The organism is Rhodanobacter sp. C05 (genome assembly GCF_002001165.1).
Taxonomy (GTDB): Bacteria; Pseudomonadota; Gammaproteobacteria; order Xanthomonadales; family Rhodanobacteraceae; genus Rhodanobacter.
Genome location: NZ_MUNQ01000009.1, coordinates 229,624 through 255,246 on the forward strand (window position 1 = coordinate 229,624; position 25,623 = coordinate 255,246).

The window sequence follows — 25,623 nt, forward strand, 5'->3', positions numbered from 1 at the left end:
GCAGGCGCGTGATCCAGCAAACTGATTTCTTCTTCGAAGGTGGGCGCAGCGGCGTACTGCTGATCCATGGCCTCACCGGCACGCCGATGGAAATGCGACTGCTCGGCAAGGGCCTGAACCGTGCCGGCTTCACCGTGCACGGCATGCAGCTGGCCGGCCACTGCGGCAACGCCGAAGACCTGCTCGCTACCGGCTGGCACGACTGGTATGCCAGCGTGGAAAAGGCCGCCGACGAGATGCTCGGCAAGGTCGATCATCTCTTTGTCGGTGGCCTCTCGATGGGCGCGCTGCTGGCGCTGAAACTGGCCGCGGATCGGCCACAGCAGGTCGCCGGTGTCGGCGTGTATGGCGCAACCTTCCGTTACGACGGCTGGAGCATTCCGTGGCTGGCGCGGCTCTCGTTCCTGCTGCCGCTGCTGAAGAAACTCGGCATCGGCCGCAACCGCAGCTTCATGGAACAGCCGCCGTACGGCATCCGCGACGAGCGCCTGCGTGCGCAGGTCAGCACCGCGATGCTCAGCGGCGACAGCGCCGCCGCCGGCCTGCCCGGCAACCCGTGGTATTCGCTGGCCGAGATGTATGGCCTGGCTGCCGAAGTGCGCAGCCAGCTGCCGCAGGTGACTGCGCCGTGCCTGGTCGCGCACGCCAGCGAAGACGATGTGGCCAGCCTGAAGAATGCCGAACTGGTGATGCGTGAAGTCAGCGCTCCGGCCGAGCTGCTGCTGCTCAAGGACAGCTACCACATGATTACCATCGACAAGGAACGTCGCACCCTGATCGATCGTTCCGCTGCATTCTTCGACAATATTGCCGCGGGCAACGGCATACAGCGTGTCGCTGCCTGATGACACCGGTGGCGGGTTCCATTTCCTCCCTGGTGGCCGGCCTGTGGCTGCTCAACATCGTGCTCGACACCGGTGGCCAGCTGGCGTTCAAGGCAGCAGCCGGAGACGAGGATGCCGGTGACGGCATCGCGCGCTGGAAGCATATGGCGTCGAGGCCATGGCTGTGGCTCGGCATCAGCTGCTATGTGATCGAATTCCTGGTGTGGATCGCGTTCCTGTCGCTGATCCCGCTGTCCGAGGGCGTGCTGCTGGGTTCGATCAACATCGTCGCGATCATGGTCGCCGGACGCTTCCTGTTCGGCGAGAAGCTGACCCGACTGCGCGTCACCGGGATTCTGCTGGTGACACTCGGCGTGGTGATCGTGGGAGTCGGCGGATGAAACGCTTCTACCTGATCGGGTTCCTGCTGCTGATGGGTTTCGACACCCTCGCGCAGATCAGTTTCAAATACGCAGGTACCCAGGCGCTGCCGGTCGCTGCCAGCCTCGAATGGGTGTTGCGTGTGTTTGGCCAGCCGTGGGTCTACGGCGCCGTGATCGGCTACATCGGCGCCTTCTTCACTTGGATGGCCCTGCTCAAACACGCACCGATCGGCCCCGCGTTCGCCGCTTCGCATCTCGAAGTGGTGTCGGTGATGCTGCTGTCGATCTGGCTGTTCGACGAACACCTCAACACCGCCCGCGTGCTGGGTGCGATCGCGATCATCGCCGGCATCGTCTGCCTGGGCATGGCCGAAAGTCGCGAGCACGTGCCCGAGAACGAGCCGGCTCCTGCCGAAATCTGAGCACTGGTCAAGCTGCGCGCATGCTGCCCCGTCGCCCTCACGAACTGCCACCTACCGCCGGCCTGCCGCTGCGGCTGGGTGACCTGCGTCCAGGCGCAGCAACCTTGGCTGCCGACATCGCCGCGCAACTAGGCACCTCGCCGTTGCAACTGGAATGCTCCGGTACCGCGTCGCTGCTGATCGCGCTGACGACACTGCATGAGCTGCAGCCGCAGCGCAGTCGCATCGTGGTACCCGCGTTCACCTGTCCGCTGGTGGCGATCGCTGTACAACAAGCCGGCCTCGAATTGCAGTTGTGCGATCTGCGCGCCGGCCACTACGACATGGATCCGGTCGCGCTACGGGCCGTCTGCGATGAACGCACGCTGGCGATCATTCCCACCCATCTGGCCGGCCGCGTCGCCGATGTCGACGATGCGCTGGCGGTCGCCAACAACGTCGGCGCGTATGTGATCGAGGATGCCGCGCAGGCCTTGGGTGCACGCCGCGATGGCTGCAGCGTGGGCTTGGCCGGTGATATGGCTTTTTTCAGTCTGGCGGCCGGCAAGGGGCTGTCGATTTACGAAGGCGGCCTGCTGCTGGCTCGCGACCCGGAGCTGCACGCGCATCTTGCGCGAACCGCTGCACGCATCGTGCCCCGCCGTTTCGGTTGGGAGTGGAAACGCAGCCTCGAACTGCTCGGCTACGCTGCGCTGTACCAGCCGCGTGGCCTGCGGCTGGCCTATGGCAATCCCCTGCGCCGTGCCCTGCGCCGCGGCGATCCGGTGGCCGCGGTGGGCGACGATTTCCCGTTGGCGATTCCCCTGCACCGCGTCGGCCGCTGGCGTCAGGCGGTAGGCACGCATGCCGCCGCGCGCTTGCCGGCGTTTCTCGATGAGCTGTCTGCGCAGGCACAACGCCGCCTGCCACGGCTGCGCCGGATCGACGGCATCGAGGTACTCGATGATCCTGCCGGCGCACAGGGCACCTGGCCATTTCTGCTGCTGTTGCTACCCGATCAGCAACGCCGCGATGCTGCGCTGACCGAGTTGTGGTCATCCGGACTGGGCGTCAGCCGACTGTTCATCCATGCCCTGCCCGACTACGCCTACCTCGCCAGTGTGGTGCCGTCGCAGGACGTGCCGCACGCCCGCGATTTCGCGGCGCGCAGCCTGAGCATCAGCAACAGCCCATGGGTGAGTGATGACGACTTCGAGACGATCTGCCACACGCTGGAAGCCGTGCTGAGCTGAGTGTCAGCCAGCCGCTGCCGCAATCGCCGACAGCAATTGCAGGTTGAGCGCATGCTGCTGCGCCTGCCAGCCCGCCAGCTGCGCCGGATCGATCTCGGGCTGCTCGTCCATCGCCGACAGCCTGCGCTTCCACCAGCTCTGGTAGCGGTAATGCGAGACCTCGCCGTTGATATCGCTGCCGACCATGCCGTTGCGCAAGCTGTCGATCATGGCCAGAGCATGATTCGTGAGCAGCCGACCTTGGTCCCAGTTGGTATGCGCCACTTCCGGCGCAAATGCATCCTTGTCGATCGACAGGTAACTCGGCGCGGTCTGCGTGCGTTGCGATTCGACGAACGCATCGACCATCGCCTCGGGTGTATCGAAGCCGCGGAACGCGTGTGCCAGGCCGAGCCGGCGCGCCCAGCGCGTGTCCACCCCCATATTCCAGTAGGTGAGCTTTCCGCGCAGCAGGGGCGTCAGGTAGTTCTCCCACGCATGGCCACCGCCGATATCGGCCGAGGTGATGCCGAGCACATGCACATGACTGACCGTGGGCAGCATCGCGACGCGGCGCACCCATGAACCGCAATGCACGCCGAACGGAAAGCGCATGTTGTCCGGATGGTTGTCGAGCACGACCACCTGCATCGGCGTACCCGGCTGCAGGCGTGCGATCAGCGGCCAGCTCAGATGATGGAAGTCGCCGCTGCCCATGAACACGGTGCCGTATTCCGCCGGCAGCAGTTCGTCGAGCATCGCGCGGAAGCGCCGCATCGTCGGCAGTGAACAGCCGAAGCGGATCGACTCCTGCCAATGCTCCAGCGGCAGCACCAGTCGATCGGGCAAGGGCCCGACCGAACGGTCGATGTCGAGTACGACAGGTCGGTTCGCGAGGTTATTCATCGGTGGCCTCCGTGGCCGCCTGCCAGTTGCGGTCGCTTTCGAAATGACTGCCGAGCCGGCGCAGCAGCGCACGCAGCAGTGGATTGCGGGCATATACCGCATGTCGCGTGAAGGTCATGCTGGCACCGAGGAAGGATTTCACCTCGGGATCGGTCCAGCCGGCCACGTAATGGCTGAGGCCACGCTCGCGCGCGTAGTCGAGGTTATGCATCCAGCTGACAAAATACAGGTTGTGCTCGCGTGCCTGCGGATAGGCAAAGCCGACGTACTTGTCGATCAGCTTGCCGCCATGCTCGTAGCAGAGGTTCCAGCCAATCATCTGCCCGGCATGGCGATAGACGAACACCACACCGTTGCTGCCGGCATCCTGCAGTACCTCGCGGAAGAACGCCGCGCTCAGTCGGTCAAAGTGGATTTCGCTCTGCGCATACACGTTGTCGAACAGCGCATAGAACTCCGCCAGCATTGCCTCATCATGGAAGCGTGCATCGCCCGTGCGCACCGCTTCGACCTCGAGATCGGCGCGCGAGCGCAACTTGCGCCGGATATTCTTCCGCCGTCCGGACGACAGCCGCGCGAGGTATTCGTCGCCGGAGGCGAAGTCGATCGGCACCCACGCCAGCGCCTGGCCCTCCAGCAACACATAGCCTTCACGTTCACAGGCAGCGGCGAATTCACGCGCATACGCGTTGTCGACGTCGCTGAGCAGCGGCGAATCCTGCGCGATGTCCTTCACGATCATCAGCTTGCATTCACGTCCATACGCCGTCTTGAGACCTTGCGCCAGCGCGGCCGGCGTCACGTTCGACGGCAACGGCGCGTATTCCGACACCGTGGTACCGGCGAAACGCGTGCGCCAGCGCAGCAGGCGCCCCCACCGGCGATACAGCGGCAGACGCGTCACACGGCGGCGCAGCGCATCGTCTGCCGTGGTCAACAGGTCGAACGGCGCCACAAAAGCCGGCATGCCCTGCGGCGACAGCTCGACACCGAACCCGATCGGTGGCTGTGCCATGAAGTGCGCCAGCAGTGCATCCGGCTCCAATTGGGAGATGAAAGGCATAGGTAAGCCAATTTGCCTAGACTGGTGATTATGTAAGATTGTCGTCTACAGCCAGGAACCCGCTCATGACCGATACGACCCAGCAACAGCTTTTCGACATCATCGCCAAGCAGGCCAAGATCGATGTGGCGATCATCAAGCCGGAATCCACCCTCAAGGACCTGGGCATCGCCTCGCTGGAGGCGATCGAACTGATCTTCGACATCGAGGAACACTTCAACATCACCTTCCCCGACCAGCAGGGCGCCAACTTCGACAGCGACACGGCGCAGAGCCTGGTCGACGCGGTGCAGAAGGCACTGGATGAAAAAGCTGCCGCGGGCGAAGGATCGAAGTAATGTCGACCGTTTCGATGCGTCGCGTGGTGATCACCGGCATGGGCGCGATCAGCCCGCTCGGCGTCGGTGCCGAGGCATTGTGGCAAGGTCTGCGCGAAGGCCGCAGCGGCATCGGTCCGCTGCGCCATCCGGACGCCGAACGTCTGCGCGTGAAGATCGCCGCACAAGTACCGGCGAGTTTCGATCCGGCAGCGAATATCGACGAGCGCATCTTGCCGATGCTCGACCGCACCTCGGAATTCGCGCTGCATGCGGCACGCGAGGCGATTACGCAATCCGGATTGGACTTCCGCCAGGACGGACTCGGCGTGCGCACAGCCGTCGTGGTCGGCACCGGCGTCGGCGGCGAGACCACCCAGGACGAACAGAGCCGACGGCTGTACGCCGAGAATTCCCAGCGCGCGCATCCGCTCACCATCGTGCGCCTGATGACGAACGCGTCGGCCAGCCAGATCAGCATCGCCTATGGCCTGCGCGGTCCCACCTATGCGGTGGCCAGCGCCTGCGCCTCGGCGAACCACGCGATCATCCAGGCCGCACAGATGATCCGCTACGGCATGGCTGATGTCGCCATCACCGGAGGCACCGAAGCCTGCATCACGTACGGTGCCTTGCGCGCGTGGGAAGCCATGCGCGTGCTGTCCGATGACACCTGCCGTCCGTTCAGTGCAAACCGGCGCGGCCTGGTGCTTGGTGAGGGCGCCGGCATCTTTGTGCTGGAATCGCTGGAACATGCGCAAGCGCGCGGTGCGATGATCCTGGCCGAACTGGCCGGTAGCGGCATGACCGCGGATGCCACCGATATCGTGATGCCCAGCGCGGAAGGTTCCTCCGCGGCGATGAGCCACGCGCTGGCCGACGCCGGCCTCGCCCCGCAGGACGTCGACTACATCAACGCCCACGGCACCGGCACGCTCGCCAACGATGCCACCGAGACCAAGGCGATCCGCCTCGCGTTCGGCGCACATGCCGATCGTCTTGCGGTGTCCTCGACCAAGTCGATGCACGGCCATGCGCTGGGCGCCTCCGGTGCGCTGGAACTGGTCGCCGTCATCGGTGCCTTGCGCGACAGCGTGGTGCCGCCCACGGCGAACCTGGACAAGGCCGATCCGGCCTGCGACCTGGATTACGTGCCGAATGTCGCGAGGGAGATACCCGTGCGTGCCGCGCTGAGCAACTCGTTCGCGTTCGGCGGACTCAACGCGGTCCTGGCGCTCAAGCGCGCTCCGTAACGGCATTTCACCCTGCAACAAACAAAAGAACCCGGCGACAAGTCGCCGGGTTCTTTTTGCGCGTGGTCCACGCGCGGCCGACATCAGCCCTTCTTGGCTTTGGTCAGCAGCTGATCGAGCAGCGAAATCGCCAGATCGATTTCTTCGTGCGTGATGTCCAGCGACGGCGCGAACGTGATCACGTTCTTGTACCAGCCGCCCACATCCAGCACGAGGCCGATCTTCTTGCCGTTGTGCTCAAGGTCGCCAGCCAGGCCGATATCGACCATCTTGTCGAGCAGTTCCTTGTTCGGCGTGAAGCCGTCGTCGGTGCAGATCTCGGCGCGCAGCGCGAGGCCGAGGCCGTCGACATCGCCGATTTCCTTGTGCTTCTTCTGCAGGTCGCGCAGGCCGTCGAGGAAATGCGCGCCTTTCTTCGGCACCGTGGTCTCGTAGTCCAGCTCGTAACCCATCTTGATCACTTCCAGACCCAGCGCGGTACCGAGCGGGTTGGAGTTGAACGTGGAATGGGTCGAGCCCGGCGGGAAGACCGTCGGATTGATCAGCTCTTCGCGCGCCCACAGGCCGGACAGCGGATTCAGGCCATTGGTCAGCGCCTTGCCAAACACCACGATGTCCGGCGTCACACCGAAATTCTCGATCGACCACAGCTTGCCGGTACGCCAGAAACCCATCTGGATTTCGTCGGACACCATCAGGATGCCGTACTTGTCGAGCACCTTCTTCAACCCCTTGAAGAAGCCCGGTGGCGGGATCACGTAACCACCGGTGCCCTGGATCGGCTCGACGTAGAACGCGGCGTATTCGCACTGGTTCGTCTTCGGGTCCCACACGCCGTTGTATTCGGTCTCGAACAGGCGCTCGAACTGGCGCACGCAGCTGTCGGAATACTCTTCCGGCGTCATGCCCTTCGGGCGACGGAACGGATACGGGAACGGCAGGAACATCGCGCGTTCGCCGAAATGGCCGAAGCGACGGCGATAACGATAGCTCGAGGTGATCGACGACGCGCCCAGCGTGCGGCCGTGATAACCGCCCTCGAACGCGAACATCAGGCTCTTGCCGTTGCTGGCGTTGCGCACGATCTTCAGCGAATCCTCGATCGCCTGCGCACCACCGACGTTGAAGTGCACGCGGCCGTCGAGGCCGAACTTCTTCTTCGCGTCCAGCGCCACCGTCTTGGCCAGCTCGATGCGGGTCTGGTGCAGGTACTGGCTCGCGACCTGCGGCAGGCGATCGATCTGATCCTTCAGCACGTTGTTTAGGCGCTGGTTGCCGTAACCGAAGTTCACGGCCGAGTACCACATCTGCAGATCGAGGAACGGCGTGCCGGCGGTGTCGAACATGTAGCTGCCTTCGCCGTGACGGAAGATCTTCGGCGGGTCCACGTAATGCACGGTGTCGCCGAACGAACTGTACTTCGCCTCGTCGGCGAGCAGCTGCGCGTCGTCGATGAAGCCGGCGGCGGTCTTGTCGATTTTCATGGGGAAAGATCCGGAATGATTCGGGGTGTCAGAAAGAGAAACAATGCACCGCGTGATCAGGCAAGCGCGGGCGCATGCTCATGATGCCAATGGCTGACCAGGCTGCCGTCAAGCAGCTTCGGCAGGAACTCCAGCGCATCCTCGAAGCCGGTGATCGGCACGTAGTCGATGCCGGTAGTGCGGCAATGCTCGATCAGGCGATGCTTGGCGAACACGAAGTCGACGCGGTCGGCCGCGCAGAAATCCGAAGCGCCGTCGCCGATCAGCAAGGTCTTCGCACCGGTCTGGCGTGCCTGCGCCACGCAAGCGCACTTGCAGGTACCGCTGCGGCAACCGTCTGCCTGGAACGGTGAGGTCAGCTGCCACTGCTTCGGCGGCTGCGCCGGCGACAGGTGGTTCGCTGCCAGCGGCAGGTTGTCCAGGCCATAACGCCCGAGAATCTGGTGGATCGCGTAGTCGAGACCGTCGCTGACGATGCGGATCGGCACGTTCAGTTCGCGCGCCTTCGCCACGAAGCCCGGAAACGCGTGGTCGATCCACAACCCGGCCAGGTGCGTATCAAGCTCCGTGCGGGTCATCTGCAGCAGGTCGACCTGGCCGGACATGCATTCGCGCGAACCAATGCGGCCGGCGCGCCAGTCCTGCTCCAGCACTTCCCAACCGGGACGGCCGAAACGGTCAAGCAGGGAGTCGATCACGTCTTCGACGGAGATGGTGCCGTCGAAATCACAGAGGATGGTCCAGCCAGACACGGACATCAGGGGGAGCTCGCACTAATAACGATACTGCATAGGGTAGAAACGCTGCCTTTCGGCGCCCTTTCCCTTGCCCGACTCCGGCCAAACCGGATTCGTCGACCCTCCGCATGCGATCCGCCACAGATTCACGCCAGCGTGAACGGATGGCATCAGGCCGCGCCCGGACGCCGCAGGGTCAGGCCAATCAGTATCGGCATCACCAGCAGCACCACCGGGTACTGCAACACCAGCCCGGCGATGATGGCGATGGCCAGCGGCTGCTGGATGCCCGAACCCTGGCCGATCGCCAGCGCCAGTGGCAGCAGGGTGAGGATCGCGGCGAGCGCGGTCATGGTGATCGGGCGCAGGCGATTCTGGCTGGCCACGCGCAGCGCGGCGTGCGGCTCCATGCTTTCGGCCACGGCCACGTACTCGGACACATAGAAGATCGCCATCTCGGTGGCGATGCCGATGACCATGGTCATGCCCATCATCGCCGTGATGTTCAGGTCGACGCCGCTCAGCCATAGCGCGATGAATACGGCCGTCGAGGAAAACAGCGAACAGCCGATCACGATGGTCGCCAGCCACAGGCGGCGATACAGGAACATCAGCAGGATGAATTCGGCTACGAGCGCCGCGGCAAACACCTTGCCCAGGCCGACGAAGGCGATCTGCTGCTGCTGATACAGGCCGCCCAGCTCGTAACGCACGCCCGGATCGAGCATGCCCGGCTGCGCCAGCCGTTTCTTCACGTCGGCGATGCCGGCACCGATGCCGCGTCCGTCGATACGTGCCGTCACTGCCACCATCGGTTGCAGGTCCTCGCGCGAGATCTGCGGCTGGCCGCTCACCGGCACGATGCTCGCCACCCGTTGCAGCGGAAATACGTGCCCATCGGGGGCACGGATCGGCAAGCGTGCCAGTTGCGGAATCCGCCACTGCGTCGCGCCAGGCATCCATACACGCACACCGACGCTCTTGCTGACCTGGGGCAATTGCGTGGCGACAACGCCCGACATGGCCTGGTCGACTGCCTGGGTCACCGCATCGGCCGTCACCCCCTCGAACGCCGCCTTGTCCACGTCGACCCGCACGTCCAGCGCGTCGCCCGCCAGCTGCACGCCATCCTTGATGTCGACCACGCCGGGAATGTCCGCGATCGCCTTCGCCACCTTCCGCGCCTGCGCGTCGAGCCGATCCGGATCGGCACCGTAGAGCTTGATCTCGATTGGTTCCGGCACCGCGGTGAGATCGCCGATCAGATCCTCCATCAGCTGCGCCAGCTCGATGTCCACGCCGGGCACGCTGCTCTCGATCCGGCTGCGCACGTCACTCATCACCTCGTCGGTGGCGCGGGCGTGGTCCGGTTTCAGGCGCACGAAGAAATCGCCGTGGTAGGACTGTCCCAGATCGCCGCCCAGGCCAGTGCCCAGCCGGCGCGAAAAGGTATCCACCTCCGGCGTCGCACGCAGGATCTGCTCGATCTCACCCACCTGGCGTGAGGTTTCCGGCAGCGAGGTACCCGGCGCGGTGTAGTAGTCCATCACGAAGCCGCTTTCGTCCACCGCCGGCATGAAACCGGTCGCCACGCGCTGATAGGCCACGTAGCCGAGCACCAGCAAGGGCAGCAGCACCACGATCAGCCACAGCGGCCGACGTGACAAGCCATCGTAAAGCGGCGCATGGACACGACGCAGCAGGCTGCCGCGATCCGATTCGGGGTCATGCCAGCGCGTGAAGTCGACCAGCTGCCGTGCCATCAGCGGCACGATCAACGCGGTCATCAGCCACGACACGACCAACGCGCAGGCCATGGTGACCGACAGCGCCTTCGAGAACGCGCCGGTGACACCGTCGAGGAAACCCAGCGGGATGAACACGATCAGCGTGGCCAGGCTGGAGCCGGACAGCGGCAACATGAATTCGCGCGCCGCCGGCAGCACCGCGTCCGCTCCTGTCGCACCACGAGCGTCCGCATGCACGGCGCCGGCACGACGCGCGATGTGTTCGACCATCACGATGACGTCGTCGATCACCAGCCCCACCGCCGCGGCGATGCCGCCCAGCGTCATGATGTTGAAGCTCATCCCCATCACGCGCAGCAGCAGCACCGTCACGGCGAGCGTGGCCGGCACCACCAGCATGGTGATCAGCGTCACGCGCAGGCTGCGCAGGAACAGCAGCATCACCGCCGCCGCCAGCAACAGGCCGATGATCACTGCATCGCGCACGCTGGCGGCGGATTGCGTGACCAGCTCGCTCTGGTCGTACCAGTTTCGGATCTTCACTCCGGCCGGCAAATGAAAACCGGCCAGCCGGGCGCGTACCTGCTGCGCGATGTGCACCGCATTGCCGTCGGGCTGTTCGTAGACATTGAACAGTACGGCCGGACGGCCATCCTCGGAGACCTTGATCCATTGCGGCACGTAGCCGGTGTGCACAGTCGCGACATCCGACAACTTCAGCCAGCCCTTCGCATCGCTCTTCACCACCACGTTGCGGATCGCGTCGATGCCGTGCAGCGAATGATCGGCCACCACCAGGTAGAGCTTGTTGTGATCCTGCACGCGGCCAACCGCCTGCAGCGTGTTGGCGCTGGCTACTGCTGCAGCCAGATCGCTGAGCGCCAGACCATGCTGGGCCAACCGCTGCGGATCGGCCTCGACCTGCAACTCCGCGGTTTCGCCACCTTGCACGTCAACCCGGGCCAGCCCTGGCACCGAGGCCAGCAGCGGCACGATCTGATACTGCGCGACATCGCGCAGGGCCACCGGCGACAGCGTGTCGGACCGCAATGCATACGAGATGATCGGAAACACGGTCGGGTCCATCCGCCGCACGTCGTAGGTACTGCCGGTCGGCAGGCTGGGCAGCGCGCGCGCGATCGCCGAATCGACCAGCAGGGTGGAAGCGGTCATGTCGCGCCCCCACCCGAAATCAATCGAGATCTGCGCCGAGCCACGCGTGGTCTCCGAACGCAGACCGACCACGCCGGGCACCGTGCGGATCGCCTCCTCCACCGGCCGCGTCACCATCAGCGCAGTCTGGTCGGCCGGACGGTCGCCGGCGTCAAGATCGACTACCACGCGTGGAAACGAGACCTGCGGAAACAAGCCCACCGGCAACGAGATCGCACTGATCAGGCCGGCAAGAGTAAGCGCCAGCGCCACCACGGCCATGGTGCGCACGTGCCGGGCCAGCCATGTCGAATAACTCACTTCGCCGGCTCCGCCGTGGCGCTGTGCACCGCCATGCCATCGTCCAGCTGGGTGTTGCCCACCACCACCAGCGGGCGCTGCGGATCGAGTTCGCCGGACACCACGGTGACGGTATCGGACTCGCCGACGATCCTGACTGCCACCTTCACTGCCTTGCCATCGGCGACCTGGAATACTTGCCAGGCATCACCGTCGCCGACCAGCGCATCACGCGGCACCAGCCAGCCCTGCCATTGCCCGATGGCGATATCAGCGCGATAACCCGCGCCCACGACGACCGCGCCAGTCGGCACGATGTCGGCGTCGAGCAGGTGGGTATGCGCATCGAGCATGCCGGCGACGCGCTTCACCACGCCACTCACCGTAGCCCCCGATCCCAGCGGGACCAGGTTCGCGCGATCGCCAACGCTGACCGGATGGGCAGCATCCGGCTCGATCCCGACACTGACCACGACACCATCGCCGCGCGCCATCGCGAGCAGCGGAGCACCGGCCTGCAGCACGTCACCCTGATTCGCCACGACCGTGCTGACGATGCCGTCATAAGGCGCTCGCAGCATGAATACCGCTTCGTCACCCTGCTGCTTGCGCAAGGCATCGAGGGTCGAACGCGCATCGCTCAGCGCCTTGTCGGCTTGCGCCAGCTGGTCGCGCGTAGCCAGTTGCTGGCTCAGCAACTGTTCTGTGTGGACACGTTGGGTGCGCGCCAGCTCCCATGCCGTCTGCGCCTGCCGGTAGGTCGCCACGACGGCAGGTGCCAGTGCAAAACTCAACAGCGGCTGGCCACGCTTGACGACGGCACCGGCGGCAACCTCGAAGTGCTCTACCGATCCTTCTGCCTGCACGCTGAGGGTGGTGGCTGCGTCGAGCGCTGGCGCCGCCGTGCCGTACGCGCTCACGATCTCGGGCAGACTGCCATGACGGGTTGGCTGCGTGGTGACCAGGGCGCTGACCTTGTCACCCTGCTCGGCAGCATCGCCCTGCCCGCCCGCGCATGCAGCAAGCAGGCAGGCCAGGGTCACGGGCGCGAAAAAGCGCAGATACATGCTCATGGTGCGATGACATCCTGGGGAAGGGAGGCAGGCATGCCGGCACCGACCAGGGTGTCGATGGCCACCTGTTGCTCGAGCACGGCCTTTTCCAGCGCGATCGCTGCCGATTGCCGTGACTGTGCCGCCGCCACGAGATCGACGTAGCCGCGCAGATCGATCAAGCCGGCTTGCCAGGCGTGCTCGGCGTGCGCGACATCATTCGTGGCCCCACGCAGTGGCGGCTGCAAGGCTGCCAGTTGCGCACGCGCCTGCACCTGCTCGGCCAGCAGGGCGTCGATCTCGCCATGCGCAGCATTCAGGCGGTCGCGGTATTCGTCATGCAGTTGCTGGCGCGTGGCCCTGGCGATCGCAATATTGCCCTGGTTGCGGTCGAAGATCGGCAGCTCGAAGCTGATTGCCGGGCCGCCGTTGCGCACCCGGCTGTTGTCCTGCGAGGCGCTGTAGCCGAACGACAAGGTCGGGAACTGTGCCAGTACCGCAGCGCGCAAGGTCGCCTCCTGCGCCTGGTAGCCAAGCTGCAGCGCCACCAGGTCGGGACGCCGGCGCGGGAGGGTTTCCATCTGCTGGCGGATCTCCGTCATATCGGGCGCAGGCAGATCAAGTCGCGTCGGCAGCAGCACGACGGCATCGGGCGCCAGGCCCAGCAGCGCGTTCAGCGCATGTCGTTGACCCAGCAGGCGACGCTGCAGATCGTCCGACGCTGCCTGTGCGTCGGCTGCTGCCGCCAGATCGGGTGCAGCGGTGGCCAGATCGTGGTTGCCATCCGTCACGCTCTGTCGCATGCGGTCGCTACGCTGCTGCAGCAAATCGAGGCTGTGCCGCTGCACTGTGGCCAACTGTTCGCCTTCGACCAGATCGACCACCAGCAACCTGGCCTGACCCACGGTCAGCCATTCCTGCCACAACAGGCTGGCATCGACCTGTGCCGCTGCCGCCTTCGCGGCTGCACGGCGTGGCGCCAGGGTCACCAAGGCCCTGATGTCCTCACTGATACCCGCCGTCCACGCCGTGGAATCACCCACGCCCGAGATCAGATAACCCAGACTGCCATTGAGCGCCGGGTTGGGTAGCAGCCCGGCTTGGAGCATCTGCGCCTGCGCCACCTTGTGCTCCGCGCGGGCACGGCGCAGATCGGGATTGTTGAGCAACACCAGCCGTTCGATTGTCGTGATATCCAGTGTCGTTCTGGCTGCCGGTGCGCCATGCAATTCGGACAGCTGATCCGGCAACTTGCCAGGTCCTGGCAAGGGCAGCGCATGGTAGGTTGCGCAGCCGTTCAGCAATACACCGGCCGACCACAGGCCAAGTCGCGTCGCGAGCTTTCGCGATGCGACGCCGCCCAACTCCAGGCCACGGGTGATTGAACGGGCAGATAGCGACAAACCGGGCTCCAAGATGTCTCGCATTACAGCAGTGGAGACTAACAAGCCTGCCTTAGCAGCTACTTTGCCGAAAGCTTACGCGAAGCATCCGGACAGAACCCGCCGATCCAAGAATGGTCTGAGTAAGCCTTTAGCCCGTCATCCCAGCGAAAGCTGGGATCCAGTGCCATTGCAGGTCACGGAAGACGCTGGATTCCAGCTTTCGCTGGAATGACGGGCAATTCAAACTCTACCTAAGGCGCGCATAAGCCGCCGTCTGCATGCTGGCCAAGCCAAGGCATCCGCCCATCCCCAACCCCAAGGAACCATCCATGCAACCCATGCTGCGCAGCATCCTGCCCGTCACCCTACTGGCCGCAGCGCTCTTGCCGCCGACTGTCCAGGCGGCGTCACAACCACACCCCGACTACAAGGTGCTCTCAAAGCTTGCGCTGGGCGGACAAGGCGGCTGGGACTACCTGAATTTCGACGCACAGCGGCACCACCTCTTTGTCAGCCGCGGTGATCATGTGCTGGTGATCGACGTCGACCAGCACAAGCAGGTCGGCAACATCGCCGATACCCAGGGCGTGCATGGCATCGCGATCGCGCAGGATCTCAAGCGCGGCTTCACCAGCGACGGCAAAAGTGCTTCGGTGACGGTGTTCGACCTGGATTCGCTGCAGACCGTCGCCACGATCAGCGGTACCGGCGAGAAACCCGATGCGATCATCTACGACGATGCCTCGCACCATGTGCTGACCTTCAACGGCAAGAGCGGCAACGCCAGCGTGATCGACCCGATCAAGAACGCGGTGATCGCCACGATCGCGCTACCCGGCAAGCCCGAGTTTGCGGTGTCCGACGGCGCCGGCCATGTCTACGCGAATATCGAGGACAAGTCCGAGCTGGTCCAGATCGACTCGACCAGCAACAAGGTGCTGCACACCTGGTCGCTGGCGCCTTGCGAATCACCCAGCGGGCTGGCCATCGACCGCACCCATCACCGGCTGTTCTCCGTATGCGACAACCAGAAGATGGCGATGCTCGATGCCGACAACGGTCATCTCGTCGCCACCATGCCGATCGGCAACGGACCCGATGCGGTGGTCTTCGATGAGGCAACCGCGACGGTCTACAGCTCCAATGGCGAAAGCGGCACGATCACCGCTGTGCACGAAGACGATCCGGCGCATTTCCGCGTGACGGCCACCATCCCCACCCAGCCCAGCGCACGCACGCTCGCGCTCGATCCGCGCTCGCATCGGCTGTATCTCTCTGCCGCACAATGGGACAAGACCAAACAGGCGAATGGACGTCCAAACATCGTGCCCGGAAGCTTTGCCATCCTCACCGTGGGACAACCCTGAAGTCGCATGACCACACCGCCCCGGCGCATCTGCCGGGGCGTGCTTATGCCTTGGGCAACGGAATCGCGACACGCACCCGCAGGCCCGTGCCAAACGGAGAATCGAGCAACTGGATCGTTGCGCCGTGCAATTGCGCCGCGCGCTGCACGATGGAAAGCCCAAGACCATAGCCTTCGCCGCGACTGCTGGCTTCGCGGTGGAAGCGCGCAAAGACCTGTGCCCGGCGCTCGGCCGGAATGCCCGGGCCATCGTCGATCACTTCCAGCACCGCGTCCTGCGCATCCTTGCCGATCGAAAGCTGCACCTGCCCGCCGGCCGGCACGTGTCGCATGGCGTTCTCGATCAGGTTGCGCAGCAAGGCCGTCAGCGCCGCTTCGTAGCCGTCCACTACCACCGGCTCGCCGCATGGCACATAAGCGAGCTCCACACCACTTTCGGCGATGACCGGCGCCAGCTCCTCGATCACCTCGGCCGCGATCACGGCAAGATCCACCGCAGCATGCTGGCCGGAGGCCACGCCCGACTCCAGTCGCGCCAGCGCCAGCAACTGTTCGACCCGGCGGGCGAGCCCGGCCACCACATGCTGGGCGCTGACCATGCTGGCCGTGGCTTCCGCCGGATCGGTCGTCGCCATGGCGCTTTCGAGATTGATCATCGTCGATGCCAGCGGCGTACGCAGCTCATGCGCCACGTCGGCACTGAAGCGCCGCTCGCGCTCCAGCGCGTCGGCCAGCCGTTCCAGCTGGTCGTTGAGCGCACCCAGCACCGGCTGCAGTTCCACCGGTGCCTGTGCCAGCACGATCGGCATGCGGCTGCCCAGTTCGCGCGACGCCAGTGCGCTGGCCAGCGACTCCAGCGGGCGCAGTCCCCGCTTCACCGCCCAGCCGACCAACAGGGCCAGCAGCGGCAGGCCGATCAGCAAGGGCAGACCATGGTCGAACCACAGCGCACGGGCGATGTCATGGCGACTGTCGTAACGCTCGCCGGTGCGGATCACCACGCCAGCGACCGGGTCGGCCAGGGTGAAGATGCGCCACGTATAACCGTTTTGTTGCACGTCGCGAAAATTGGCGTCGCCAGGCAGTGGCGATGGCAGGCTTGCAAGGTTGACCGTTGCCAGGACCACCCGTCCGTCGTGCCTGAATACCTGGAAGCCCACTTCGGACTCGTAGGTATGGCTATGCCGCGGCAGCACCTGCGTCCGACCCGGCTCGACCGGTACCAGCATGCCTTGAGCGTTGCCACCACGCAGCGAATCGATGCCGGCATGCTCGATCAGCACGTCCAGCGTGCGCGCGGACTGTGCCAGTCGGCCGTCCGACAGCTCATCCACCTCCGCCAACGTGCGCCGAAAACTCAGCAGGCCCAGCGGCAGCAGCACCGCGGCCAGCACCAGCACGATCAGCCAGCGCAACCTGGCACGCAGGCTGGGCAGGATCACTTCGGCTCCCGCGGAATCATGTAGCCGAAGCCACGCACGGTATGGATCGTCTCGAAGCTGAGTTTGCGACGAAGCGTATGCACCAGCACCTCCAGCGCGCTGTTCCCCACGACGTTGTCCAGACCGTACAGGGAATTTTCCAGACTCTCGCGCCGCACCAGCCGGCCGGCGCGCTCCATCAGGATCTGCAGCAGCGAGAACTCGCGCCGGGTCAGCTCGATACGCTGACCACGGAATACCACTTCGGAGGTGCCCAGATCCAGGAGCAGCGCGCCGGCCTCGATCCGGTTGGCCGCCAGACCATGCGTACGCCGGGTCAGCGAACGGATCCGCGCGCACAGTTCGTCGAGGTGGAAAGGCTTGATCAGATAGTCGTCCGCACCGGCATCCAGCCCGCGTACGCGGGCATCCAGGGCATCGCGCGCCGTCATCACGATCACCGGTGTCCTGACATGGGTGTCGCGCGCCGCGACCAGCACGTCCAGTCCATCCATGCCCGGCAGCCCCAGGTCCAGCAGCACCAGATCAGCGGTCTGGTCACGCAGGGCCATCAGCGCCTCGCGACCGTTGCGCAGCCAGGTCACCGTATAGGCCAGCCGTTCCAGCGCACGCTGGATGGCGGCGCCAAGCTGCGGGTCGTCTTCCACCAGAATGATGTGCACCGAAAGCTCCTTCGCCTGATGATGCCGCACACGATGCCGGTGCGGCAGACACCTTTTGGCGATTATCTTGCAGATCGCTTACGAAGCGCTTAAGTGCAGTCGATCCACCGACAATCGCGCGGCGGCTGCACGGCCATGACGGCCTGCACCCCGGGCGATACACTCGGGCATCGTTCAAACCACATCAGGCTCCAAGGAGTCGACATGACCAAACCGCTCGGTGCACTGGTCGCAGCCCTGGCCTTCGCCCTGCTGATGCCTGTCGCCCACGCAGACGAGACGATCGTGTTCCTGCGTCACGGCGAAAAGCCGCCGCTGGGATTGGGCCAGCTCGACTGTCAGGGTTTGAACCGCGCGTTGGCACTGCCGCAGGTGTTGCAGGCTAAATTCGGCACACCTACGGCGATCTATGCGCCCGATCCGGGAACCACCGCGAAGGACAAGGGCGTCGAATACAACTATGTCCGTCCGCTGGCCACCATCGAGCCGACGGCGATTCGGTTGGGCCTGCCGGTCAACACCTCGTTCGGGCTGCGGCAAATCAAGCAGCTTGAGCAGGAACTGCTCAAGCCCTCCTACAGTTCGGCGACGATCTATGTGGCGTGGGAACACAACCTGGCCCAGCTGGCGGTGCAGCAGCTGGTGACCGCTGCCGGTGGCAAGGCGCAACAGGTACCCGACTGGGCCGACGATGATTACGACTCGTTGTACGTCCTGCATGTGAAGTGGCAGAACGGAAAACCTGCTTCGGTGAGTTTCGAGAAAGAAGCCGAGGGGCTGAACCGTCAGTCAGTCGAGTGCCCTGAACCACGCTCCTGAGTGAAGGGCAACAACATCATTCCGCGGCCGAAATATTATTTTTTTTCACCTCCTCGCCAGGAATGACCGCATTCAAAGCTGATGAATTGACCAGGGCAGCTTGACCAATTGATCAAGCTGCCGCGCCGCATTGCAGGTGGGTCAGCCGAGGTGGATCAAAGGTCGATGTTCTTGCGCTGAGCTGCGATTAAGCAGTCCAAGCTTGATCCGCCGGCACGTCCAGTCGTCCACCAGTCATTAAACGTCCAGCGTGGACTGAACTTTTAATGAACCATTGCTGAATTGCAATTGATTGTATTCACCCTGCCCTCAGGCTTTTGCATCCGTTCCCCGTATCGATGCGTACCTCCTTCGTGTCTCCAAGGAAGCGAGATGGCCAAGGGGTCAACGTGAAGATCAGCCATCCGATGTACATGCCATCGCGTCAGATACGCGCGTTGGCAAAACCACCGTTTCTGACTTGCGTCGAACAGATCACACAGGAGCCGCATGCAATCGGGAGCCGCGTGGTGTCGCTTTAGCCTCAAGCCCGAGAGAACTCCGCGGAATTGAATGATTCAATGCGATGAGGTAACCCCATGAAATTGAAATTGAAACCCATAGTTCTGCTCTTGAGCTTGCTGCCCGTAGTTGCGCTGGCATCAAGCCATCGCGAGGCCCCGTTCATCAGCACGATGCCGCAACTCGATGCCAGCGACTTCTACATGTTCATGAGTTACGAAACAGGTCGTGCCGGATATGTGACCCTGCTGGCTAACTACAATCCGTTGCAGGATGGTTACAGCGGCCCGAACTTCCACACGTTGAGCGACCGGGCTGTCTACGATATTCGCATCGACAACACTGGCGGTGCGAAAGCAAATCTCACTTTCCGGTTCACGTTCACCAACACGTACAACAAGCTCGCCGTTCCGACGGGCGCCAGCACGCCAACCACGGTGCCATTGATCAACATCGGCCCGATTACCGCCAGCAATCAGAGCAATCTCAACGTCACCCAGACTTACAAGGTGCAGCTCTTCAGGGACGGCCAAGCGCCTGGCGCACCGATTACCAATTTCACGGGTGGGTCGGACACGTTTATCAAACCGGTAGACAACATCGGCAACAAGTCAATCGCCGACTATGCCACGTATGCCGGCAATTACGTCTACAGCGTCATCATCCCCGGATGTGCGTCGCCTGGCCGCATGTTTGTGGGTCAGCGCAAGGATGGCTTCGTCGCCGATCTGGGCGCGATTTTCGATCTGGTGAATCTCAATCCGCTCGGGGGCGTAGGCTCGACACCGAATGCACTTACCGACAAGAATGTCGACACGCTCGCACTCGAAGTTCCTGTCGCCTGCTTGCGCGATACCGCCGGCGATGCCGTGATCGGTGGCTGGACAACTTCATTCGTGCAGAACAACTGGGTCTTGAGCCAGACCGGCACGCAATCGGATTACTACGCGCCGAACAACTACTTCAGTGAGAATTTCACCCAGGTATCCCGACTGGGTTCGCCGCTGGTCAATGAACTGGTCATTGGTCTCAAGGACAAGGACAATTTCAATGGCAGCATACCGAGCAACGATGCGCAGTTTGCCAGCTATGTGACCAATCCGACGCTGCCGGTTCTATTGAATACATTGTTCGGCACAGCGGCGGTGGTACCAAAGACGCCACGCAATGATCTGGTAAGTGCTTTCCTTACCGGTCTGCCCGGTCTCAATCAGCCGGCCCATGTTGTCCCTTCGGAAGAGTTGCGACTCAACACCACCATCGCACCCACCGCACCAGCATCGCAGAATTATCTCGGTGTGCTCGGGGGAGATCTGGCGGGTTTCCCGAACGGACGTCGTCCCTACGACGATGTTGTCACCATCGCGCTTCGTGTGGTGGAAGGTGCCATTTGCAGCACGACGTTCGGCACCTGTGGCAACGAAACATCCGATCCGAACAACGGTGCGGCTTATACCGACGGCGCGAATTCACCAGGACCAACAGCTGCGACTGAAAACGTGGTGGGCGCCGAGAATGCAGCGGATACCTATCTGGCTGTGTTCCCGTACCTCAACACACCGGTTCCTGGTTCGGTCAACGCAACGGCGCCCAGTGCAGTCAGTGCCAGCGTCCGTCATTGATACCTTGCAAGTTTCCAAGTGATTTTTTGCGGTAAACCGCCTTCGAGCATGACTCCATGAATGACACACACGAAGGCACTCTCGACGAAGTACGGCGCAGTTCATGCTGCGTCGTGCTTCGTCTTTTTTTTCCATTGCTGCTCATGCTGCCAGTTCCACTCGCTGCACAAACGGTTCGGGACGCTCCTTACATTCCTGCCAGTGACAGCGTCGTCCTGCAACTCGTGCCTCCGCAGACTGATCCTCGCGTGCGTCAATTTGATCAACTACGCAGCGACTTCGGTGCCCACCCTCAAGATGCGGCAAAGGCCGTGCTGCTTGCCACAGCCTATGTGGACTATGGACGTTCGACGGGCGATGCCCGCTACCTGGGCCGCGCAATGGCAGTGATTCAGCCATTCCTGGAATCACCGATACCACCTGTTCCGGTCATGCTCATACACGCGACGATTCAGCAAAGCCGGCATTTTTTCCAGGCATCTCGCGACGAGCTTACCCAGATTCTCAAACGTGACCCCGGCAATGTTCAGGCACTCCTGACGTTGGCCACGGTTGCGATGGTTCAGGGCGACCATGCTCTGGCAAACCGCCTATGCGTTGACCTCACCAACAATGCCGGCAATTTCATGGGCATGATCTGTAGCGCCTCATTGCGCAGCCTCAGCGGACAAGGCGCGCAGGCCAATGCACTGTTCTCATATGTGGAGGACCCAGGCCCGAAGGCACCACCTGCCATCGCGGCGTGGATTGAGGGTTTGATGGCCGATAACGCAGCACGCATGGGCCTCGTCGATCAGGCCGACACTCATTTCAAGAAAGCCCTGCAACTGACGCCGGGCGACAACTTTCTCCTAGCCGATTACGGCGAATTTCTGATTGATCACGGCCGCGACAAAGAGGCGATTGATCTGGTCGGCGGGGATACCCAATCCGACACGTCGTTTCTGGTTCTCGTGACAGCGGAGAAGGCACTCGGTTTGCCAAAAGCCAAAGCCGACATCACGGAAATGGATGCCCGGTTTCGGTCCATGGACCAACGCGGGGATCACGTCTTCATGCGCGAGGAGGCGAGTTATCTGTTGCATGTCGAGCATGATCCAAAGGCTGCGCTGAATCTGGCCACGCAAAATTGGCGGGTACAGCGCGCACCCAAGGACGTGCGGGTCTATCTCGAGGCGGCGCTGGCCACGAACGATCCTGCGGCAGCAAAGCCTGCACTGGATTTCATCGATAGTACGCATCTCAAAGATGTGACCATCGATCCACTCGTGGCGCAGCTGAGGGCCGCGCAGCCTGACCGATCAGCCTTGAGCGTGTCGGCATCAGCGAGCCGCTCTTTCTCGCGCGGGAGCGATCGATGAGTCTGCACAGACTGTTGTATGCGCTGTTTGCCATCGTCATTGGCTTCAGCCCGCTGAGCGCCTTTGCGCACAAGGAAAGCGATGCCTACCTCACCTTGCGCACCGACACCGCCAACGATCATGTGATGCATGGTCAGTGGGATATCGCCCTGCGCGATCTCGATTATGCGATCGGTCTCGACAGTAGGCACGACGGCACGATCACCTGGGGCGAGGTCAAGGCCCAACGCAAGGTCATTGAGGAATATGCGCTGTCACGACTGGAGGTCAAGGGTGATGGCCTGACCTGCGCGATGCAGCCGACCGGACAGAAGATCGACGAGCACACCGATGGCGCCTACGCGGTCATCCTGTTCGATGCGGTTTGCGACAAGAACATTCCGAGCAAGCTCACCGTCGTCTATCGCCTCATGTACGACCTCGATCCGTATCACCGCGGTATTGTCACCATCCACGCGGGCGACAAGATCGCTGGCGCCGTGCTCGCGCCGAGCGACCCCGTGGCAAGCCTGAATTTGCGCGAGCCGGACCGCTGGGGGGAATTCAAGAGCTTTGTCACGGACGGCATCTGGCACATCTGGACCGGCATCGATCACATACTGTTTCTGTTGTCGTTGTTGTTGCCTGCAGTCCTGATCAGGCGCCGCTTGCAGCCGCGAGGTGATGGATGGCGCGCGAGTACTGCGCTGGCCGAAACCAGCGGTGCATTCATGGTGCTTACGACGCAACCCCCGCAATATCGCTGGGAGGCTTCCCCGAGATTCTGGCCGGCATGCCTGGATGTCATCAAGGTCGTAACCGCGTTCAGTCTTTCGCATTCGGTGACGCTGTCGCTGGCCGTTCTTGGCATCGTGCACTTGCCCGATCGACTGGTGGAATCCGGTATCGCCCTGTCGGTGATGGTCGCGGCACTGAACAACATCTATCCGGTTGTACACAAGCGCGTCTGGTTGATTGCCTTTGCCTTCGGTTTCATCCACGGCCTGGGTTTTGCCAGTGCCCTGGCCGGGCTGCAGTTGCCGGCTGGCGCGATGGCAGCGTCCCTCGGTGGCTTCAGCGTTGGCGTGGAGATCGGCCAGGAAGCCATCGTGCTTGCCTTCCTGCCGCTGGCGTACGCACTGCGCAAGACATGGTTCTATCAAGTGGTGCTCTTGCGCTGGGGCTCACTGTTGATCATCGCTCTCGCAACCGGTTGGTTGGTGCAGCGGGCCTTCAATATCCTGATTCCAGGTTTCAGCACGATCATTCCAAGTTGATCCAGCGCTGCGGTATCAGAGCAGACACGTTGCCCGTATTGCGGCCGTACTTACTTTGGCTTGAACGCTGCAAGTTGTTCATGCGGCTTTCGGGAAATGACCAGTATCACAGTGGATCCTGGTTTGCCGTTGTGCGCACCGTGGATCAGTCTATGGATACGTTGCACTCTTATCGCGTTCTTGGGAAGAGTTCGCCGAAGTGGCTCGCCGGCTTGGTGCTATGTGCTGCTTCGATCGCTCACGCGCAGCCTGCCGTCACGCCAGCGAGCCAGCCAACCAGCGATACGGCGCCGGCCAGCACATCTTCAGCCACCACGCTGACGCCGGTCGACGTGATTGGCCACTACAGCAACGGTATTGGCACTTCCCGTGCCGCGTCGCAGGGCATCATCCTCGGCTCGCTGCTGCAGGATATTCCGCTGCTGCGCCCGGGCGAGGTGCTGGAGGCGATTCCAGGCATGGTGGTGACCCAGCACTCGGGCGATGGCAAGGCCAACCAGTATTTTCTGCGCGGCTACAACCTCGATCACGGCACCGATTTCGCCACCAGCGTCGACGGCGTGCCGGTCAACATGCCGACCAATGCGCACGGCCAGGGCTATTCCGACCTCAATTTCCTGATACCCGAGCTGGTGCAGCAAATCGACTATCGCAAAGGCACCTACTTTGCCGAGAACGGCGATTTCTCCGCCGCCGGTTCGGCCGACATTCTTTACCGCAGCAACCTGCCCAGTCCCATCCTCAACCTCACCCTCGGCAGCTTCGATTACCGCCGCGTGCTTCTGGCCGGCTCCACGCCAGTGTCGCTGCCGGCCTGGGCCGCTAACGACAGCAGCAGCACCAGCGTCGCCGGTCCCACCCTGCTGGGTGCAGTGGAGGTGCTGAGCGAAAATGGGCCGTGGCGATTGCCCGAAGACATGCACAAATTCAACGGATTGACGCGCCTGAGCGATGGAGACGCCGCGCGTGGCTGGTCCATCGACCTCAGCGCCTATGACGCCCATTGGGATTCCACCGACCAGGTGCCACTCTTGCTCATCCAGTCCGGGGCGCTGTGCCGGTTCTGCGCGCTGGACACCAGCGATGGTGGCTATAGCGGCCGCGACATCCTCTCAGGCGAATGGCACACCCAGGATGCCAACGGTTACACCAAGGTATCGGCGTATGCCGAGCAGTACCGACTGCAGCTGTTTTCCGACTTCACCTATTTCGAGCTGCGCCCGAACACCGGCGACCAGTTCGAGCAGGCAGAGTCGCGCAACCTGGTGGGCACCAAGATCGCCCAGGGCTGGACCGGCAGCCTGTTCGGCCATGATTCCACCACCGAGGCCGGCTTTCAGCTGCGTCACGATCATATCGATGTTGGCCTGTTCAACACGGAGGACCGCATCCCTTTCCGGACCGTCAACGACAATCGCGTCAACGAAACTGAAACGGCCGTCTATCTCGAGAACACCACCGTGTGGAGCGAATGGTTTCGCAGTCAGATCGGTATACGCCAGGACGATATTCAACTCGGCCTGACCGAGTTGAATATCCCGCAGAACACCGGTGACGCGTCCGGGAACCGTACATCGCCAAAGCTGGCGCTGGTCTTCGGTCCGTGGGCCAAGACCGAGTTTTTCCTCGATGCCGGCGACGGCTTCCACAGCAACGACGCGCGCGGCGTGATCTATCGGATCGACCCGACGACTGGTGGTCCGGCATCACCCGTACCGCCGCTCGTGGCTGCCTTCGGTCAGGAGATCGGCGTGCGCACCGAGATCATCCCCGGCCTGCAAAGCTCGCTGTCGCTGTGGCGTTTGAACAGTGAGTCCGAGCTGGTCTACGACGCGGACTCGGCGGTTGGCAGCACCGCGCCCAACGGCGCCAGCAAGCGTCACGGCGTGGAGTGGAACAATCACGCGGTGATCAATGACTGGTTGCTGTTCGACGCCGACCTGGCATGGACGCATGCGCGCTTTGCCAACAACAACGACAACGGCGAGCTGGGTAATCACATACCAAACGCGGTGCCGAAGGTCGCATCGGTGGGCCTGACCGTGCATGACGTCGACAACTGGTCGGGTGATATCAAGCTGCGCTACATCGGCAAGTACCCGCTATCGCAGGACAACACGCTGGTCGGTTCGTCAGCGATCGTCACCAACCTGCGCTTGGCACACGCGTTCACGCCATCGCTGTCGCTATCACTCGACGTGCTTAACTTGTTCGACCGCAAGTATTACGACATCGAATATGAGCAGGACTACCGTGCTTCGCTTGCCAGCGCGCCGGTGCCCGATGGTGTCACCGTGCATCCCGGCGAACCGCGGGAGGTACGTCTCAGCCTTGATCTGAAGCTCTGATGCTTTCTA

The 25,623-nt window shown here is 63.1% G+C and carries 21 protein-coding genes; 12 read left to right on the forward strand and 9 right to left on the reverse strand.

From position 1 onward, the window contains the following. Positions 1 to 8 precede the first annotated feature (8 nt). From B0E51_RS09115 to B0E51_RS09130, 4 genes are read left to right on the forward strand one after another with little or no spacing between them, the layout of a single operon-like run. Positions 9 to 845 carry an alpha/beta fold hydrolase gene (locus tag B0E51_RS09115; protein ID WP_077444576.1) on the forward strand — a complete coding sequence of 279 codons (837 nt, stop codon included), beginning with the start codon at positions 9 to 11 and terminating at the stop codon, positions 843 to 845. After that, on the forward strand, positions 845 to 1,225 hold the full coding sequence (locus tag B0E51_RS09120) for an EamA family transporter (protein WP_077444577.1): 381 nt from the start codon (positions 845 to 847) through the stop codon (positions 1,223 to 1,225). The genes B0E51_RS09115 and B0E51_RS09120 overlap by 1 nt, the downstream gene beginning before the upstream one ends. After that, positions 1,222 to 1,629 (forward strand): EamA family transporter, encoded by a 408-nt coding sequence (locus tag B0E51_RS09125; RefSeq protein WP_077444578.1) that lies wholly within the window; start codon positions 1,222 to 1,224, stop codon positions 1,627 to 1,629. Before B0E51_RS09120 ends, B0E51_RS09125 begins: the two co-directional genes overlap by 4 nt. A gap of 20 nt (positions 1,630 to 1,649) precedes the next feature. Further along, on the forward strand, positions 1,650 to 2,861 hold the full coding sequence (locus B0E51_RS09130; protein ID WP_077444579.1) for a DegT/DnrJ/EryC1/StrS family aminotransferase: 1,212 nt from the start codon (positions 1,650 to 1,652) through the stop codon (positions 2,859 to 2,861). 3 nt (positions 2,862 to 2,864) lie between these two features. Here B0E51_RS09130 and B0E51_RS09135 read toward each other — a convergent pair whose 3' ends face one another. Beyond that, positions 2,865 to 3,746: an arginase family protein gene (locus B0E51_RS09135; RefSeq protein ID WP_077444580.1), complete on the reverse strand. Its 882-nt coding sequence runs from the start codon at positions 3,744 to 3,746 to the stop codon at positions 2,865 to 2,867. Beyond that, the gene (locus B0E51_RS09140; RefSeq protein ID WP_077444581.1) at positions 3,739 to 4,809 is read right to left on the reverse strand and encodes a GNAT family N-acetyltransferase; all 1,071 of its coding nucleotides are present in this window, start codon (positions 4,807 to 4,809) and stop codon (positions 3,739 to 3,741) included. The genes B0E51_RS09135 and B0E51_RS09140 overlap by 8 nt, the downstream gene beginning before the upstream one ends. 65 nt (positions 4,810 to 4,874) lie before the next feature. Here B0E51_RS09140 and B0E51_RS09145 point away from each other — a divergent pair, with 65 nt between their 5' ends. Beyond that, positions 4,875 to 5,147, forward strand: coding sequence for a phosphopantetheine-binding protein (locus B0E51_RS09145; protein ID WP_077444582.1), 273 nt, complete (start codon positions 4,875 to 4,877; stop codon positions 5,145 to 5,147). Further along, positions 5,147 to 6,379 (forward strand): beta-ketoacyl-[acyl-carrier-protein] synthase family protein, encoded by a 1,233-nt coding sequence (locus tag B0E51_RS09150; protein ID WP_077444583.1) that lies wholly within the window; start codon positions 5,147 to 5,149, stop codon positions 6,377 to 6,379. The genes B0E51_RS09145 and B0E51_RS09150 overlap by 1 nt, the downstream gene beginning before the upstream one ends. A gap of 83 nt (positions 6,380 to 6,462) precedes the next feature. On the opposite strand, the gene B0E51_RS09155 is transcribed toward B0E51_RS09150, so the two are convergent. The 5 genes from B0E51_RS09155 to B0E51_RS09175 all read right to left on the reverse strand — a co-directional run bounded on the left by B0E51_RS09155 (position 6,463) and on the right by B0E51_RS09175 (position 14,255). Next, positions 6,463 to 7,863 (reverse strand): aminotransferase class III-fold pyridoxal phosphate-dependent enzyme, encoded by a 1,401-nt coding sequence (locus B0E51_RS09155; RefSeq protein ID WP_077444584.1) that lies wholly within the window; start codon positions 7,861 to 7,863, stop codon positions 6,463 to 6,465. Positions 7,864 to 7,919: 56 nt separating this feature from the next. Beyond that, complete coding sequence (locus tag B0E51_RS09160) at positions 7,920 to 8,621, reverse strand: MtnX-like HAD-IB family phosphatase (protein WP_077444585.1); 702 nt, start codon at positions 8,619 to 8,621, stop codon at positions 7,920 to 7,922. Between the two features lie 149 nt (positions 8,622 to 8,770). After that, positions 8,771 to 11,821, reverse strand: coding sequence for an efflux RND transporter permease subunit (locus B0E51_RS09165; protein ID WP_077444586.1), 3,051 nt, complete (start codon positions 11,819 to 11,821; stop codon positions 8,771 to 8,773). Beyond that, positions 11,818 to 12,873, reverse strand: coding sequence for an efflux RND transporter periplasmic adaptor subunit (locus B0E51_RS09170; RefSeq protein WP_077444587.1), 1,056 nt, complete (start codon positions 12,871 to 12,873; stop codon positions 11,818 to 11,820). Before B0E51_RS09170 ends, B0E51_RS09165 begins: the two co-directional genes overlap by 4 nt. Then, positions 12,870 to 14,255 (reverse strand): TolC family protein, encoded by a 1,386-nt coding sequence (locus B0E51_RS09175; protein ID WP_168172612.1) that lies wholly within the window; start codon positions 14,253 to 14,255, stop codon positions 12,870 to 12,872. The genes B0E51_RS09170 and B0E51_RS09175 overlap by 4 nt, the downstream gene beginning before the upstream one ends. Positions 14,256 to 14,566: 311 nt before the next feature. Between B0E51_RS09175 and B0E51_RS09180 the strand changes: the two genes are divergently transcribed. Then, a complete protein-coding gene (locus tag B0E51_RS09180) occupies positions 14,567 to 15,604 on the forward strand; it encodes a YncE family protein (RefSeq protein ID WP_077444727.1) in 1,038 nt (345 codons plus the stop codon). 43 nt (positions 15,605 to 15,647) lie between these two features. On the opposite strand, the gene B0E51_RS09185 is transcribed toward B0E51_RS09180, so the two are convergent. Both B0E51_RS09185 and B0E51_RS09190 read right to left on the reverse strand, forming a co-directional pair. After that, positions 15,648 to 17,045, reverse strand: coding sequence for an ATP-binding protein (locus B0E51_RS09185; protein ID WP_077444589.1), 1,398 nt, complete (start codon positions 17,043 to 17,045; stop codon positions 15,648 to 15,650). Then, complete coding sequence (locus tag B0E51_RS09190) at positions 17,042 to 17,707, reverse strand: response regulator (protein ID WP_077444728.1); 666 nt, start codon at positions 17,705 to 17,707, stop codon at positions 17,042 to 17,044. The genes B0E51_RS09185 and B0E51_RS09190 overlap by 4 nt, the downstream gene beginning before the upstream one ends. Positions 17,708 to 17,911: 204 nt before the next feature. Here B0E51_RS09190 and B0E51_RS09195 point away from each other — a divergent pair, with 204 nt between their 5' ends. The 5 genes from B0E51_RS09195 to B0E51_RS09215 all read left to right on the forward strand — a co-directional run bounded on the left by B0E51_RS09195 (position 17,912) and on the right by B0E51_RS09215 (position 25,614). Next, positions 17,912 to 18,526: a hypothetical protein gene (locus B0E51_RS09195; protein ID WP_077444590.1), complete on the forward strand. Its 615-nt coding sequence runs from the start codon at positions 17,912 to 17,914 to the stop codon at positions 18,524 to 18,526. Positions 18,527 to 19,104: 578 nt separating this feature from the next. Then, positions 19,105 to 20,649, forward strand: coding sequence for a DUF4331 domain-containing protein (locus tag B0E51_RS09200; RefSeq protein WP_077444591.1), 1,545 nt, complete (start codon positions 19,105 to 19,107; stop codon positions 20,647 to 20,649). Positions 20,650 to 20,705: 56 nt separating this feature from the next. Next, positions 20,706 to 22,010 (forward strand): hypothetical protein, encoded by a 1,305-nt coding sequence (locus B0E51_RS09205; protein WP_143525860.1) that lies wholly within the window; start codon positions 20,706 to 20,708, stop codon positions 22,008 to 22,010. After that, a complete protein-coding gene (locus B0E51_RS09210; RefSeq protein ID WP_077444593.1) occupies positions 22,007 to 23,266 on the forward strand; it encodes a HupE/UreJ family protein in 1,260 nt (419 codons plus the stop codon). Before B0E51_RS09205 ends, B0E51_RS09210 begins: the two co-directional genes overlap by 4 nt. Positions 23,267 to 23,418: 152 nt before the next feature. Then, positions 23,419 to 25,614, forward strand: coding sequence for a TonB-dependent receptor (locus B0E51_RS09215; protein WP_077444594.1), 2,196 nt, complete (start codon positions 23,419 to 23,421; stop codon positions 25,612 to 25,614). Positions 25,615 to 25,623 lie beyond the last annotated feature (9 nt).

Coding starts and splice junctions, on each gene's coding strand:
- B0E51_RS09120 (WP_077444577.1), top strand. CDS start 845: ATGACACCGGTGGCGGGTTCCATTTCCTCCCTGGTGGCCGGCCTGTGG.
- B0E51_RS09125 (WP_077444578.1), top strand. CDS start 1,222: ATGAAACGCTTCTACCTGATCGGGTTCCTGCTGCTGATGGGTTTCGAC.
- B0E51_RS09130 (WP_077444579.1), top strand. CDS start 1,650: ATGCTGCCCCGTCGCCCTCACGAACTGCCACCTACCGCCGGCCTGCCG.
- B0E51_RS09135 (WP_077444580.1), bottom strand. CDS start 3,746: ATGAATAACCTCGCGAACCGACCTGTCGTACTCGACATCGACCGTTCG.
- B0E51_RS09140 (WP_077444581.1), bottom strand. CDS start 4,809: ATGCCTTTCATCTCCCAATTGGAGCCGGATGCACTGCTGGCGCACTTC.
- B0E51_RS09145 (WP_077444582.1), top strand. CDS start 4,875: ATGACCGATACGACCCAGCAACAGCTTTTCGACATCATCGCCAAGCAG.
- B0E51_RS09150 (WP_077444583.1), top strand. CDS start 5,147: ATGTCGACCGTTTCGATGCGTCGCGTGGTGATCACCGGCATGGGCGCG.
- B0E51_RS09155 (WP_077444584.1), bottom strand. CDS start 7,863: ATGAAAATCGACAAGACCGCCGCCGGCTTCATCGACGACGCGCAGCTG.
- B0E51_RS09160 (WP_077444585.1), bottom strand. CDS start 8,621: ATGTCCGTGTCTGGCTGGACCATCCTCTGTGATTTCGACGGCACCATC.
- B0E51_RS09170 (WP_077444587.1), bottom strand. CDS start 12,873: ATGAGCATGTATCTGCGCTTTTTCGCGCCCGTGACCCTGGCCTGCCTG.
- B0E51_RS09180 (WP_077444727.1), top strand. CDS start 14,567: ATGCAACCCATGCTGCGCAGCATCCTGCCCGTCACCCTACTGGCCGCA.
- B0E51_RS09195 (WP_077444590.1), top strand. CDS start 17,912: ATGACCAAACCGCTCGGTGCACTGGTCGCAGCCCTGGCCTTCGCCCTG.
- B0E51_RS09200 (WP_077444591.1), top strand. CDS start 19,105: ATGAAATTGAAATTGAAACCCATAGTTCTGCTCTTGAGCTTGCTGCCC.
- B0E51_RS09205 (WP_143525860.1), top strand. CDS start 20,706: ATGAATGACACACACGAAGGCACTCTCGACGAAGTACGGCGCAGTTCA.
- B0E51_RS09210 (WP_077444593.1), top strand. CDS start 22,007: ATGAGTCTGCACAGACTGTTGTATGCGCTGTTTGCCATCGTCATTGGC.
- B0E51_RS09215 (WP_077444594.1), top strand. CDS start 23,419: ATGGATACGTTGCACTCTTATCGCGTTCTTGGGAAGAGTTCGCCGAAG.